General features: G+C 59.1%; 11 protein-coding genes. 8 read left to right on the top strand and 3 right to left on the bottom strand.

Annotation, left to right across the window (positions count from 1 at the left end; translation table 11 throughout):
* Positions 1-134 precede the first annotated feature (134 nt).
* A complete protein-coding gene (locus tag G3N94_RS16725; protein ID WP_205793634.1) occupies positions 135-1,733 on the bottom strand; it encodes a long-chain-fatty-acid--CoA ligase in 1,599 nt (532 codons plus the stop codon).
* A gap of 331 nt (positions 1,734-2,064) precedes the next feature.
* Positions 2,065-3,213, bottom strand: a complete 1,149-nt coding sequence (locus G3N94_RS16720; RefSeq protein ID WP_205793633.1) for a phosphotransferase — start codon at positions 3,211-3,213, stop codon at positions 2,065-2,067.
* A gap of 412 nt (positions 3,214-3,625) precedes the next feature.
* Here G3N94_RS16720 and G3N94_RS16715 point away from each other — a divergent pair, with 412 nt between their 5' ends.
* From G3N94_RS16715 to G3N94_RS16680, 8 genes are all read left to right on the top strand, one after another.
* Entirely contained in the window at positions 3,626-5,335 is a 1,710-nt protein-coding gene (locus G3N94_RS16715) for a DUF1302 family protein (protein ID WP_205793632.1), read from the top strand.
* Positions 5,336-5,356: 21 nt separating this feature from the next.
* Positions 5,357-6,733, top strand: coding sequence for a DUF1329 domain-containing protein (locus G3N94_RS16710; RefSeq protein WP_205793631.1), 1,377 nt, complete (start codon positions 5,357-5,359; stop codon positions 6,731-6,733).
* A gap of 304 nt (positions 6,734-7,037) precedes the next feature.
* The gene (locus tag G3N94_RS16705) at positions 7,038-8,039 is read left to right on the top strand and encodes a YCF48-related protein (RefSeq protein WP_241021892.1); all 1,002 of its coding nucleotides are present in this window, start codon (positions 7,038-7,040) and stop codon (positions 8,037-8,039) included.
* Between the two features lie 29 nt (positions 8,040-8,068).
* Positions 8,069-10,522, top strand: a complete 2,454-nt coding sequence (locus G3N94_RS16700; RefSeq protein WP_205793629.1) for an MMPL family transporter — start codon at positions 8,069-8,071, stop codon at positions 10,520-10,522.
* A complete protein-coding gene (locus G3N94_RS16695) occupies positions 10,522-11,511 on the top strand; it encodes a thiamine pyrophosphate-dependent dehydrogenase E1 component subunit alpha (protein WP_205793681.1) in 990 nt (329 codons plus the stop codon). The genes G3N94_RS16700 and G3N94_RS16695 overlap by 1 nt, the downstream gene beginning before the upstream one ends.
* 17 nt (positions 11,512-11,528) lie before the next feature.
* Positions 11,529-12,500 carry an alpha-ketoacid dehydrogenase subunit beta gene (locus G3N94_RS16690; protein WP_241021891.1) on the top strand — a complete coding sequence of 324 codons (972 nt, stop codon included), beginning with the start codon at positions 11,529-11,531 and terminating at the stop codon, positions 12,498-12,500.
* Positions 12,501-12,526: 26 nt separating this feature from the next.
* Complete coding sequence (locus G3N94_RS16685) at positions 12,527-12,757, top strand: lipoyl domain-containing protein (RefSeq protein WP_205793627.1); 231 nt, start codon at positions 12,527-12,529, stop codon at positions 12,755-12,757.
* 22 nt (positions 12,758-12,779) lie between these two features.
* On the top strand, positions 12,780-13,529 hold the full coding sequence (locus G3N94_RS16680; RefSeq protein ID WP_205793626.1) for a 2-oxo acid dehydrogenase subunit E2: 750 nt from the start codon (positions 12,780-12,782) through the stop codon (positions 13,527-13,529).
* Between the two features lie 104 nt (positions 13,530-13,633).
* Here the strand turns inward: G3N94_RS16680 and G3N94_RS16675 are convergent, their stop codons facing one another.
* On the bottom strand, positions 13,634-14,425 hold the full coding sequence (locus G3N94_RS16675) for an enoyl-CoA hydratase/isomerase family protein (RefSeq protein ID WP_205793625.1): 792 nt from the start codon (positions 14,423-14,425) through the stop codon (positions 13,634-13,636).
* Positions 14,426-14,433: the final 8 nt, after the last annotated feature.

The raw sequence follows: 14,433 nt of genomic DNA, 5'->3' as shown, positions 1-14,433 counted from the left end.
GTCGTCGGTGTCCGGCGCGCACGCCAAACACCGACACATCATGGACCGGTTACCGAGGTAACAGATATCGTAGTCTACTATACATTACAGGTCGATCCCGTTCCACGCGCGCCTGCGGTGTCGCACCGACACACTCATTTGTCGTTGCTGTTGTCGGCAAAGCCATCCGTGACGCACGCGCGTACTTTTACGCGCTGAATTTTTCCGGTGGCCGTGCGCGGCAGGTTCGACACGCTTTCGAGGATCTTGGGGAGCTTGTAAGACGCGATGTACTTGCTCGCGAAGGTCCGCAATTCAGCAAGACTGGCAGACTCGCCCACATGCCATTCGACCACGGCGGCCACGACTTCTCCCCAGGTCGGATCGGGAATGCCGACGACCGCAACATCGCTGACTGCCGGATGCAGGCGCAGCGCCTGTTCGACTTCCGCCGGGTAGACATTTTCGCCACCGGAAATGATCATATCCTTGATCCGGTCGGTCAGATACAAATAGCCTTCTTCGTCGACGTAGCCGCCGTCACCAGTTCGGTACCAGTCGTCGACAAGCACGGCTTCAGTGGCCTCGGGCCTGTTCCAGTACCCGCTTGTCAGCGTGGGCGACTGAATCCAGATTTCACCCGGAGTGTGGGGCGGCAGCGGGCTGCCGGTCGTATCGCGAATCTCGATGGTCATTCCGGGTAGCGCTTTGCCGACGGACCGAAGTTTTTCCGGCCGGTGAACGTCGTGGTCGCGCGGCGGCAGGAAGGTGACCGTCCCGCAATTTTCCGTCATCCCGAAGTATTGCGCGAAGCCGCAACCGAGCGTGTCGATGCATTGCGAAAGCAGCGCGACGTCCATCGTAGACGCGCCGTAGTAAATGGTTCTGATCGGCGGCGGAGGGGACGCATCCGTAGTGACTTGCTCGAGGACCATGCGCACGACGGTGGGGACCATGAAGGTCCGCGTAACGGCGTGCCGGCGCATCAGTCGCAACAGGGTGGCCGGAGATGCGTCTGCGGTCAGCACGCAAGTGACGGAGCGCATTAATCCGATCAACATCCACGACAATCCGCCCACGTGAAAATTCGGCATCGCGGAAAGGATGATGTCGTCATCGTTCCAGTCTGCCCAATCAGGCGAGTCCACTTCGACGTGGCGCGCGATGGAAAGCGCCTTGTGCGAGAGCATGACGCCCTTCGGGCTGCCGGTGGTGCCGCTCGTATACATCAGCAGTGCGCACGCGTCCGTGGTTCCCTCGCGCGACGCGTCTCTCGAGGTTGGATGACTCAGCAGTATCTGGCGCAACGAATCGCCATCTTCCGACGTCGTGATCAGGAGCCGGGGCGGGTTGGGAATCTCCGGCAGCGCCTGCGCGACTTTTTCCGCGAACTCGGCGTCGTAGATCAATAACTGGCTGCCGGAGTCCCGAAGAATGAATGCGATTTCTCCGGGCGCACAGCGCCAGTTGATCGGGACCAGAATCACGCCGCTGCGCAGACAGCCGAAGAAGACAGGGAAAAACAATTCGCTGTTCTTGCCCAGATAGGCGATGCGGCTTCCCGGCGCTATCTGGCGCTCATGCAGGAAATCGACAAACGTCTCGCTCTTGCGCTCGAGTTCGGCATACGTGACCGTATCGTTGTCGCCGATGATGGCCGGACGGTTCGGAAACTTGCGAGCTCCATGTAACGGATAGTCGGCTACCCAGAGCATATGCTCCAGATTCTGGGTCGGATGGGCTTCTTTGGTCATATCGGTCTGCAGGCGCGACGAAACTGGGAATCGGGCTCTGAAACGTCACCGCATGCATCGGTTCGGTGCCGATGCGCGGTGGCCGGGTCAGGTGGAGTTTTTATCCATATTGTATGCTGGCATACAAAGTATGCGGATATCGCCGAGATCGTGTCAAGGCCATCGCGCTTCTTCGGGCGCGCGACATTCCATGTTCTGCGATCGTGCGATCGTTCGATCGCCGGCCCCTCCACTCGTCGCATGGTGAGCGGCCTCGCGTCATCGCTTTCGATATCCACGCGGGCCGCAATTTGCCGCATTGGCGGAGCGATCCTGGTCGGGGGCCCGGAGATCACGCGTCGAGCGAGTCGACATCGTCCATTGCCGTGGAGATACGGCGGATGAATTCGAGCGTGAGGTCCTTGGGCTGCATGTCCGGCAGGTCGGATGGCGGCGTCAGTGTGACGGTCCACCACGTCAGCGCAGTGACGAGTTGCTGCCTGTAAGCATTCCACGCTTCATCGAACGATACGGCGGGGCCGCCGGCGGCGCGGAATTCCTCGATGTAGTACTGGATCAGGTCGCGCTCCCACGTGCGGCGATGCTCGACCGTCAGCGCGCACGAGATCGTATAGGCGAGATCACGCGACCAGTGGCCCCTTGTCGCGCATTGCCAGTCGCTCAGCCCCATTTCGCCATTGCCCGCGACATACCAGTTTTTAAGGTGCACGTCGCCATGCGACAGGCACGGGGACCCGTTCGCATGCAGTTCCATGCTTCGGAGGGTCGCGGGCCAGACATCGTCACCGCGGGCAAACAGACGGGATGGAACGACCTCCTCCGCTGCCAGAAAGCCTTGGGTCGAGCCGGCGCGTAAGCCGAAGGCTTCGGTGTTGCGGAAGAACTCGGGCCAGGTCGATAGTTTTTCCAGCTCAGCCCGGATGATCGGATGGGAATACGTGGTGCCGTGCAGCCTGGCAAGCAGCCGCATCTGGCTTCGGGCGCGTTCGTGCGTGACGACCGTCTTGTGATTGCAGAACTCCGACGCCGTGTTGCTCAGGTCGTCCAGCATGACCATCGAATTGAACGATTCGGGATCGTAACGCGCATAGAAGCTCTGGGGTGCCTCGATGTCGAGCTCGGGGCGTATCCGGTTATAGAAGTGCGCTTCCGTGAAAGCAGCGCCCGATACGCCGAGGACGATGCGGTTGGCGAGCTCATGACTCGCCTTGCAAAAGAGCATACGCGGAAGTTGTGCATCGTCTCCGGCTTCGTTGTAGCGGATTTCGATTCGGCGCCGATTGGATGATCCCGTATCGACGGGGCCCAGTGTGTGTCCGACGACCTGAGCGCCGGGCACATTGCGACAAAGAACGTCGGTGAGCCATCGAGCGGAGATCGACTCGAAGGACTGGGGCAGGTGGTCGGCGGTTACCGCTTCGCGCTGCCCGCGTTGGTCTCGTTCATAAGCGGCTTGAATTTCGGCAATCAGGTGGGTCATGACTTTCCTTTTTTGATCTCTGAAATATTCGACCCGGCGACTCACCGGGAACGACGCGAAACCTGGCGGCCCGATCGACCGGAATCCAACTTGCATATAAGATGGTTGCGTAACGTATTCTGCAATACGAATGCAGGTGCCAGTATCGGTGTCACCCCGGAGTTCGCCGGACGATGGTCATCGCAATCGCTCCGGCTGGTGTCTTCGACGGGGGCCGGACGCAACGCGAGATCCGGCGACCGCATACGTCGGCAAGCCGGTATCCCTAAGGCAAACCCTATTGACTGCATGATTACCGTATGCCAGCATACGTATCAATGGAGGTGTGTGTTGGGCAGTTAACTTAAAACAAAGGCTGGAGCGTTTGCTGTCACAGCGACGCGGAGCGACGGCCGGACTCAAGGAGACGTTGATGGCGAAGGCGAAGAGGGGGAGATTCCGCAAGACATGGCGTGCGATGCAGGTGCTCGGCGTGGGTTCGATCTGCGCGTTGCCGGGCGTCAGCAATGCATACCAGTTCGAGACCGGAATTCCGGATCTGTCTGTGGAATGGACCAACACGATACGTTACTCATTGGGCATCCGCGCGGAGGATTGCGATCCGGATATCTGCGGTAACGGGAAAGGGGCCGGGGACGTGTCGGCGCATCAGTCCGACGGGAAGTTTAGAAAGGCCGGCGACCTTGTTCAGAATCGTCTGGACCTCGTATCCGAGTTGAACGTCGTCTACAAGAACGATACGGGTATCCGCCTGAGCGGCTCGGGTTGGTATGACGCTGCGTACACGGGCTCGCCGAAGGGCGATTCGCTTTTTCTGTCGCAGGGGCTCAACGCGTTCCCCACGGGCAAGTACACCGACTACATCACGCGCTGGAACAGGGGACCTTCCGGGCAGCTGCTCGATGCGTTCGCGTTCACGAAATTCAATATCGGGGATGTCCCGGTCAATGTGAAGCTCGGGCAGCACGAAATCTATTGGGGCGAGTCGATTTTCTGCTTCGTCTGCGGCGTGGCCTACAACCAGGGGCCGGTCGATCTTCGGAAAGCGTTGACGGATCCGAGCGCCCAGGCCCAGGAACTGTTCCTGCCGCGCCCGCAGTTTTCCTTCTCGGCAGCCGTCACGCCCGAAGTTACGGTCGCCGGGCAGTACTTCTTCGATTGGTCCCCGTCCCGGTTGCCCGATGGTGGAACGTATTTCGGGCCGGCGGATTTCTTTTCGCTTGGCGGGGGAACTGTCGTTCCGTTTCTGGGTGTCCCGGCGAACTTCATCGGCGCACAGAAGCCGCACCACCAAACCGGCGACTTCGGGCTAGCCGTGAAATGGCGCCCCTCGTGGCTCGACGGCACGGCCGGATTTTATTTCCGCCAGTACACAACGACTTTCCCGCAGATGGTCATTGGGGGAATGTCCGGTGGCGCGCTGAATGTGGGTCTCGATTATCGGGCGCCGCGCGAAAGGATGTACGCGTTTAGTCTTTCGAAGCAGATTTCAGGGATTTCGTTCGGGATGGATCTGACCTATCGAACAAATGCCGAATTGAGCGTGGCACCATTTTCCAACGTCATCGCCCAAAACATCAGTAGTGCAGACTGGATTCCCCGAGGCGACGTGGTTACGGCTGTGGCGAACATGATCAGCTACGTTGGCAAGACACCGCTGTTCGACTCGGCAACGTTCACCGCGGAAGTCAACTATGCAGGGCTGAAGTCGATAACGCATGACCCGTTCAACCTCTATTACGGATTGTCGCAAAACTGTGGGGCCGATGGCGTTGCGACACATCACGGTTGCCCAACCCGCAATGCGGTGGGTATTGCGGCCCAATTCGAACCTATCTGGTACGAAGTGTGGTCCGGTGTCAATGTGAGCATGCCGTTGTTTGTGAGTGTCGGTTTAAAGGGGAACTCGCCCGTGATGTTCGGGAATAACGAGGGGCAGGGCAGCTACAGCGCCGGACTGACATTCGATGTGCAGAAGAAATACAAGATTTCTTTGAAATATATCGGAAATCTTGCCCTCCACAGTAACGACAGTGCGGGAGTCGCATCGTATAGCAATGCGACGCTGGGTAAGTATTGGGATAGAAACTGGGTGTCGTTGACATTCGAAACGGCGTTTTAAGTACGGTTAGGAGACTGGAAGATGATCAGCAAGATCAGGGTTTTGCCCGCGCTTTTGATGGTTGCGGTTGCCGGGTCCGCTTTCGCTGCAGTCAATGCGGAGGATGCGAAGCAGTTGGGCAGCTCGGCGCTGACGCTGTTCGGCGCGGAGAAGGGCGCGAGCAAGGATGGAACGATTCCGGCATACGATGGTAACGGCATCAAGCCTGCGAAAGATTGGGATCCGAATCAACCGGGCCGGCGCCCCGATCCATTCAATGAAAAGCCGTTGTTCTCGATTAATGCGCAGAACTGGAAAAACTATGCTGACAAGCTGACTGAAATTCAGAAGGAGATGTTCAAGAAATACCCGGATTACCGGATGGATGTCTATCCGACGCACCGGACGATGGTATATCCGAAGTACGTACTCGACAACACATTGAAGAATGCGACGTCGTGCAAGACGGTTGACGACGAGTTGCGGCTGGACGGCTGCTACGCTGGCGTACCGTTCCCGCTTCCGAAGACGGGTAAGGAAGTTATGTGGAACCACTTGCTCTTCTATGGCACTCCGTCCATCGAGCAGAACATCCGCACATGGCATGTACCGCCGTCCGGCAGTGCTTTCTTGTCCAGCGCATCGCGCGGGGTCGAAGCGTTCCCGATCTATGATCCCAAACGGACGACGCCGATCGAGAGCAAGGATATTTATTGGCGTGTTCGCCTGGATGACTATGCGCCCGCGCGTTCGAATGGTCAGAAGCTGATGCTGATCGACGCAATTGATCAAGTGGGGATTGGGCGGCGAGCATACCAGTACCTGCCAGGTCAACGTCGCGTCAAGCTTGCACCGGATCTGGCTTACGACACGCCGCAGCCGACCAACGGCGGCGTCGGAACCGTCGATGATGCCAAGTTGTTCCTGGGAGCGATGGATCGCTTCGACTTCAAGCTGGTCGGAAAGGCGGAAAAGTTCGTGGCCTATAACACGTTTGGCGCGACGGATTACAAGACCTGCCCGGAAGAAAAGCTGACGTCGACGAAACACTTCCCGAACCCGGACTGCATCCGTTGGGAACTGCATCGGGTATGGGTCGTCGATTCGACGGTCAAGCCGAAGTTCAGACACATCTACCATCGTCGAACGTTCTATTTCGATGAGGATAGCTATGGCGCCGGCGTGCAGGAGGCCTATGACGCATCAGGAAAGCTTTATCGCGGAGCATATAACACGTTCTATACGTACTGGGAAAAGGACGGCGGGAACGATGGCTCGGTGGTCAATATCGACCTCGTGACCGGGGACTACGTCATGCAGGGTACGGCAGCGGCGCCTGGAGCCGGATTCTGGCCGGGCAAATCGAAGCCCGACGTCTATTTCAGTCCGGAGGCCCTTGCCGGAGAGGGCATCAAGTAAGTCTGGCGAATGCCTGCCTCCGACTTGACGTTGGGGGCAGGGTATCCGTCGAACGATCGATTCGCTTGCGAAACGTTTCACCGTCACTCCGTGATCAGTGACATCGCATACGACGGGCAAAGTCCAATTGTCGTAGCGCATTAAAGTAAAGAGGTGGTCAGTGTCCGTCTCCAATGGTCGTTCCTATGCAGTCCGAAGCGGGAAATCCCGATTTGTCATTCGGTCATGTGCGATTTTTTTTGCGTCGTTGTCGTTTATTGCACATGGAGCGTTAGCCTTCGAAAACCCGGTGTCGACACCGGCGATGAAGAGCGCATTGGCCGCGCGTTCGCCGCTCCTCGCTGCGGCACATGCGGGTACGCGAATCGTGGCGGTCGGGTTGCGCGGAGACATCGTTTATTCGGATGACGACGGGAAGTCGTGGAAGCAGGCCAGCGTGCCTGTCAGCACCGATCTTGTCGCGTTGTCCTTTTCCAGTGACAAGCAGGGCTGGGCGGTCGGGCACGGTGGCGTCGTCGTGCATACGTCGGACGCTGGCGCCACCTGGGTCAAACAGATGGACGGCGCGCGCTTCTCCGCGCTGACGCTCGACTACTACCAGAAGATGGCCGACCGCGATCCGTCTCCTGAGGTCAGGCATGCGTACGAGCAGGCAAAGGCGCTTGGCACGGATGGCAGCACCCAGGCGTTGCTCGATGTCCATTTCGACAGCGACACGACCGGGTTTGTTGTGGGGACGTTCAATCGGATCTTCCGAACCGAAGACGGTGGAAAGACCTGGACACCGTGGATGGAGCGTACTGAAAATCCGCGCGAATTCCATTTCTATTCGATTCGAAGCGATGGCACACGCACGTTGCTGACGGGCGAGCAGGGAATGGTATGGCTGATCGATCCGGCGAAAGAACGGCTCGTGCCCATGCAGACGCCGTACAAGGGAACCCTGTTCGGTTCTGTTCTCGCAGGCTCGAATATTTTCGTGTTTGGCATGCGCGGCACGATCTTTCGCAGCAGCGATGGCGGAACAAGCTGGGACAGGGTTTCCGCACCAGGCGAGGCCGGGATAACCGGGGGCGTCGCATTGGACGCCAGCGGATCCAGGCTGCTTCTCGTCAACCAGGCCGGTTTTGCGCTCTACAGCCGCGACGGCGGCAAATCCTTTGAAGCGGTGAAGTTCAGTCACCCGATGCCGTACTTCGGCGTTGGCGCAGGACTCCAGGGAGAGCTCGTGCTGGTGGGGCCCGTTGGGGTACGGGTGGAATCGTTGTCGGTGCTCGGCGTCGCCGGCGGCAAACCCGCTCAATAATCGAATTTCGCAAGATAGGCTTGAATATCATGGCGACAAAGCACAGTACCGACTCGATGGCAGTCGTCAAAGATCCAAAAGATTTTGACGGGAAATCCGGAAATATTCTTGAGCGACTCATATTTAATAACAGAATATGGGTCGTGATCGGCTGCATCGTGGCGACTGCATTTTTTGCATTTCAATTGCGAGGACTGACTGTCAGCGCAAGTTACGAGAGCATGCTTCCTCGCGCTCACCCGTACATCAGGAATTTTCTTGAAAATCGCGGCGAATTGCGCGGATTGGGTGACACCATTCGTGTTGCCGTCGAGAATCCGCGCGGCGATATCTTCGATCCGGCGTATCTCGATACGCTGGCAAAAGTCAACGATGAAGTCTTTTTGCTGCCGGGCGTGAACCGTGCGTGGATGAAGTCGATTTTCACGCCGGTCGTACGATGGACCGAGGTGACGGAGGACGGGTTCGTAGGCGGGCCGGTCTTGCCGAATACATTTAATGGCTCGCAGCAATCCATTGAACAACTCAGAATCAATATTGCCCGTGCGGGTGTGGTGGGAAGCCTGGTCGCGAACGATTATCGTTCGAGCATGATCGTCGTACCGCTGCTGGCCAAAGATTCGGAAGGCAAGCCGATCGACTACCATGCGCTGTCGGTCAGTCTGGACAAGATCCGCGCGAAATACAGCGTACCAGGGCCGGATGGCAAGCCGCAGGTCCGCATTCATGTTGTCGGCTTCGCAAAGCTGGTCGGCGATCTGATCGACGGACTCGGCAAGGTCATGTACTTTTTCGTGGCCGCGGCGGCTGTCGTCACCTGCGTGATCTTTCTCTTTACGCATTGCATGCGGAGCACGATCCTTGTCGTCGCATGTTCGCTGATCGCAGTCATTTGGCAGCTCGGCATTGTCGTACTCCTTGGGCGAGGGCTGGATCCATTCTCCATTCTTGTGCCGTTCCTGGTATTCGCCATTGGCGTTTCGCATGGCGCACAGAAAATGAACGGGATCATGCTCGACATCGGCCGCGGAACGCACAAGTGGGTGGCCGCTCGCTATACGTACCGTCGTCTGTTCTTCGCCGGCATGACCGCGTTGCTCGCAGACGCGGTCGGCTTCGCAGTGCTGACGGTAATCGATATTCCGGTCATTCGAGGACTGGCGTTGACGGCCAGCCTCGGCGTGGGCGTGCTGATTTTCACGAACCTGATTTTGTTGCCGGTGCTGCTGTCGTACGTTGGCGTCAGCAACAGGGCGGCCAAACGTGCGCTCAGGGAGAATCAGCAGGAATCGAGCGGTGGCGGATTCGGCCATATCTGGAGTCTTCTCGATCGCTTTACCGAGCGAGGCTGGGCAGTTTCGGCCGTGCTTGTCGCAATCGTCCTCGCAGTCGTCGGATACATCGGCGGGCAAAAATTGCAGGTGGGCGATCTCGACGCGGGCGCACCGGAACTCCGGCCGAAATCGCAATACAACGTCGACAACGCATTCGTCACCGGACACTACGGTATCTCGAGCGACGAGTTCGCTGTCATCGTCAAGACGCCCAATGGTAAATGCGGCACATACGAAAACCTGGTGGAGGCCGATCGCCTCGCGTGGACGCTCGCCCAGCTGCCCGGCGTGCAGCAAACCTCGTCGCTCGGGGATACGGTCCGGTCGTACACGATGGGTTCGTTCGACGGTAATCCGAAATGGATGACGATCAGCGAGAGCCAGGGATTGATCGACCCTCAGATCAACAACGCGGTGTCGTGGAACTCCGAGTACCTGAATGGCGATTGCTCCGTGCTGCCGGTGATTGCTTATCTGTCGGATCACAAGGCCGCTACGCTCGACAGGGTAACGCAGGCCGTGAGCGCCTTTGCCGCCGCACACGATACGAGTGATCGCAAGTTCCTGCTTGCGGCGGGCAACTCAGGTGTTGACGCGGCAACGAACATCGTCGTCAAGCAGGCAAATCAGACGATGTTGCTCTATGTCTATGGTGCGGTCGTACTCCTGTGCGCGCTGACTTTCCGCAATTGGCGCGCGGTGGTGGTCGCCGTGCTGCCGTTGGTACTCACGTCCTTGCTCGCGGAAGCGATCATGGCCCAGCTCGGAATTGGCGTGAAGGTCGCGACTTTGCCCGTCGTTGCACTAGGTGTCGGCATTGGCGTCGACTACGCACTCTATCTGCTGAGTGTGCAACTTGCTCATCAGCGGCAGGGAGAAAGCCTGTCGGAGGCCTACAAGAAGGCCGTCGGCTTTACCGGAAAGGTGGTCGGTCTGGTCGGCGTTACGTTGGCGGCGGGGGTCGTCACGTGGGCGTGGTCTCCGATCAAGTTCCAGGCCGACATGGGAATCATGCTGACCTTCATGTTCCTCTGGAACATGGTGGGCGCTCTCGTCCTGATTCCGGCCTTGTCCTATTTCTTTCTCAGGAATGTCCGTTGCGTAAAACCATCTCCAGTCATTCAGCTGGATCAATTGAGAGGTCAATGATGAGTCGACAGCAAGTTGTACCTGACCGGAAAACGTTGGTCGACATGTACCGGAAGATGACGCTGATCAAGCAGAACGATGAGCGATTCCGGTCCGTGATCAAGTCAGGCAAGCTGGTGATGCCTTACTACTCGCCCCGTGGCCAGGAAGTGATTCCGTCGGCAATTTCGGTGCATCTGTCCCACGAGGATTACATCTGCACGATCTATCGAGGCGTGCACGACATGCTTGCCAAAGGGGTTCCCGCGAAGCTTTTGTGGGCCGAACTCGCGGGCAAGGCGACCGGCACATGCAAGGGAAAAGGCGGGCCGATGCACGTCACGCATCCGGAAAGCGGCGTGATGGTGACCACCGGCATCGTCGGCAGCAGCATGCCGATTGCGAACGGCCTGGCGCTTGCCGCGCAAATTCGCGGCGACAAGCGTGTGACGGTCGCCTATTTCGGCGACGGAGCAAGCAATATCGGTGCGTTTCACGAGGCACTCAATCTCGCGTCGGTCTGGAAGCTGCCGGTCATCTTCGTGTGCCAAAACAACGGATACGCGGAGCACACGAAATATGCAGCAGGGACTTCGGTCGCTCGCATCGCGGACAGGGCGAGCGGTTATTCGATGCCCGGCCTCCATGTCGACGGAAATGATCCGTTGGCCATGTGGAGTGCGGCATCCGAAGCCGTGAACCGTGCGCGAGCGGGAGACGGTCCGACTCTGATCGAGGCGATGACTTTCCGTTTCCACGGCCACGTGTTCGGCGACGCCGACGGTTATATGGACAACGGAGAAAAGGAAGCGGCGATGGAGCGCGACCCGGTGCCGAACTATCGGGCGTGGCTCATCGAGAACGGCTACGCGACCGATGATGAATTGTCGCTGATGGAGTCCGCTATCGATCAGGAAATCGACGAAGCACTGGAGTTTGCGATGTCCAGTCCGTATCCGGATGTCGCGGAACTGCGACGCGATGTCTATGCCCAGGAGATGTCAGCATGAGCGGTGGAAAAGACAACATGAATACGATTCAGGCCATCAACCTGGCGCTGGACGATGCGCTCGCCAACGATCCGAACGTCATCCTGTTCGGCGAGGATGTCGCGGACCGCGAGGAAGGCGGCGTGGTCGGTGTGACGAAGGGCTTGTCGACGAAGCATGGCGACACTCGGGTACGTTCGACGCCGATCTCGGAGCAAGCGATCATCGGCGCGGCGATCGGCGCGTCTCTTGCCGGCATGCGCCCCGTCGCCGAAATCATGCTGATGAATTTCACGACCGTCGCGATGGACATGATCGTGAACCATGCGGCGAAGCTTCGCTTCATGTCGGGCGGCCAGACGCACGTGCCGATCACGATTCGCACGATGACAGGGGCCGGGTTCAGCACGGGCGGTCAGCATTCTGATTTTCTGGAAGCCTGGTTTGCGCATACGGCCGGCATGAAGGTCGTCGCGCCGTCCAGTCCGGCCGATGCATACGGCCTGCTGCTTTCATGTATCGACGACGACGATCCCTGCATTTTTGTCGAGAACATGGTCAGCTACTGGACGCCTGGCGCCCCACCGGAACGCGGCATGCGAATTCCGCTCGGTAAGGCGAACATCGTGCGTCAGGGCAATGACGTGACCGTGATCGCGTACAGCCGTCAGGTGGGGGAGAGTGTGGCCGTTGCGGACAGGCTGGCGAAGGAAGGGATCAGTGTCGAAGTCGTGGACCTGCGCACCATTTCGCCGCTGGACGCGGAGACGATCCTCAAGTCCGTCGCGAAAACCAAACGCGCGGTCATCGTCCATGAAGCGGTCAGGAATTTCGGTGTCGGTGCGGAAGTGGCGGCGCGCATCCAGGAGGAACTGTTCGGGGAGCTCAAGGCCCCCGTACGTCGCGTCGCGTCGCACTTCTGTCCGGTGCCGTTCTCGAAGCCGCTGGAGACCGCTTTCGTGCCGAGTCAGGATCAGATTGAAGCTGCCGTGCGATCGACGCTCGGCTGATCATATTCTCATAAGCTGGAGTCAACGTGACCACACAAGTTCTGTTTCCCAAGATCGGTTTCTCGATGGAAGAGGGTACGCTCGCCGAATGGCTGGTCGATGACGGGGCGAGCGTCAGCGAGGGGCAGCCCCTGTACAGCCTCGAAAGCGACAAGTCCATTCAGGAGATCGCTTCGCCCGCATCGGGCAAGGTGCGGATTCTCTCGACGGTGGGCGAGGTCTACAAGGTCGGCGACGTATTGGCGGAAATCGCGTGAACGCTATCGCGAGGGACATACGATGAGTACCGGACTCGAACTGGATCTTCCTGCGTGGCCCAATGTCGATTTTGCGGCATTCGGGGACACCGAGACTGTGCCGCTGTCGCGCATTCAGAAACTGGGCGCGGGATATCTCGCGCGCAACTGGGTGGCGATTCCGCATGTCACGCATCACGATGACGTCGACATCACGGAGCTCGAGGCGTTGCGCAAGAAACTGTGCGACGAATCGGGCGTCAAGGTGACGCTGCTTGCCTTTCTCATCAAGGCCGTGGCTTCGGGGCTCAGGGCGTTTCCGAGCTTCAACGCATCGCTCGATGCGAGCCGTCAGAATCTCGTGCTCAAGAAGTATTTCCACGTCGGGTTCGCCGTGGATTCGCCGAAGGGCCTGGTCGTGGCGGTGATACGGGATTGCGACCGGAAGAGCGTCGTGCAACTGGCACAGGAGATCTCCAGCCTGTCCCTGGCGGCACGCGAGAAAGGGCTTCCGTTGACCGACATGAGTGGCGGCTGCATGACCGTCAGTTCGCTCGGGCACATCGGCGGAACAGGCTTCACGCCGATCCTGAATGCGCCGGAAGTTGCCATTCTGGGGGTGATGAAGGCGCAGTGGAAGCCGGTGCGCGAGTCCGGCGGTACGGGGTGGCGCCTGATGCTTCCGGTATCGCTAAGCTACGATCATCGGGTGCTCAATGGCGCGGACGTCGCGCGTTACGTCGTGCATCTCGGCGAAGTGCTCGGATCTGCCGGCGAGCTCGAGTTGCAATGAGCGTGCGGTCTGGTATGTTTCGACACGTACCAGACCGCAACGAGCCACTTCGGAACCCCCTTGACATTGCATGGGCGCGTAATCGCGCCGACATGCTGCTACGTTTAATCGAACGCCGGTTTTGTTCTCGCCAGCGTCGCCCTCACGCCCTCACAGAAGTCAGCAGTCGCCGCGCACTGTGCGATGGCCTTCGACTCCTCGGCAATCTGCTCGACCACGCCTGGGTACGCGGCGCGATTCAGGAGCCGCTTCGTATTGGCGGCTGCCACGGCCGGCCCTGCTGCGACGCGGCTCGTCAGACTGCGAATCGCTTCATCGAGGTCGGCATCCGGAATCACTTGACTGACGATGCCGAGATCGAGCGCCTCGCTGGCGCTGACGCGGTCGCCAAGTAGCGCGAGCCGTTTGGCTGCCTTGATGCCCATCGCGCCGACGAGCAGGCTGCTCAGTCCGCAATCCAGCGTGATGCCGAGGAAGATATGCGGCGCGAGAAAATAGCTGCTGTCCGCACAGACGACGAAATCCGCCGCAAGACAGATCGCGAGGCCCGCCCCGGCGACTGCGCCACGGGTCGCCGCAACGATCGGCTTGCTGCAGTCGAGCAGTACCTGGGGCAAGCGATTTCCGACGAGAAGGCGTCGTTCGAACATGTCGTAGCGCTCATCGGGTGTCAGCGATAAGGTCTCGCCGAAGCTCTTCACGTCTCCCCCGCCGGAGAAATGCTCGCCTTCGCCGCGAATCAGCACGCATTTGACGTTGGGGTCACGGTCGGCCTTCCGCACGAGCGTGATCAGCGCGGCAGTGACATCGGGACTCAGCGCATTCCGGGCCTCCGGACGATTCAGTGTAATGCAGGCGACACGATCCGAGACGGCGTATTTGATCTGTTCTGACATGTGCAAAT

Source organism: Burkholderia sp. Ac-20353, assembly GCF_017104785.1.
GTDB lineage: Bacteria > Pseudomonadota > Gammaproteobacteria > Burkholderiales > Burkholderiaceae > Burkholderia.
Note: the sequence above shows the minus strand (reverse complement) of the source record. Positions and strands in the feature narration are given on the sequence as shown.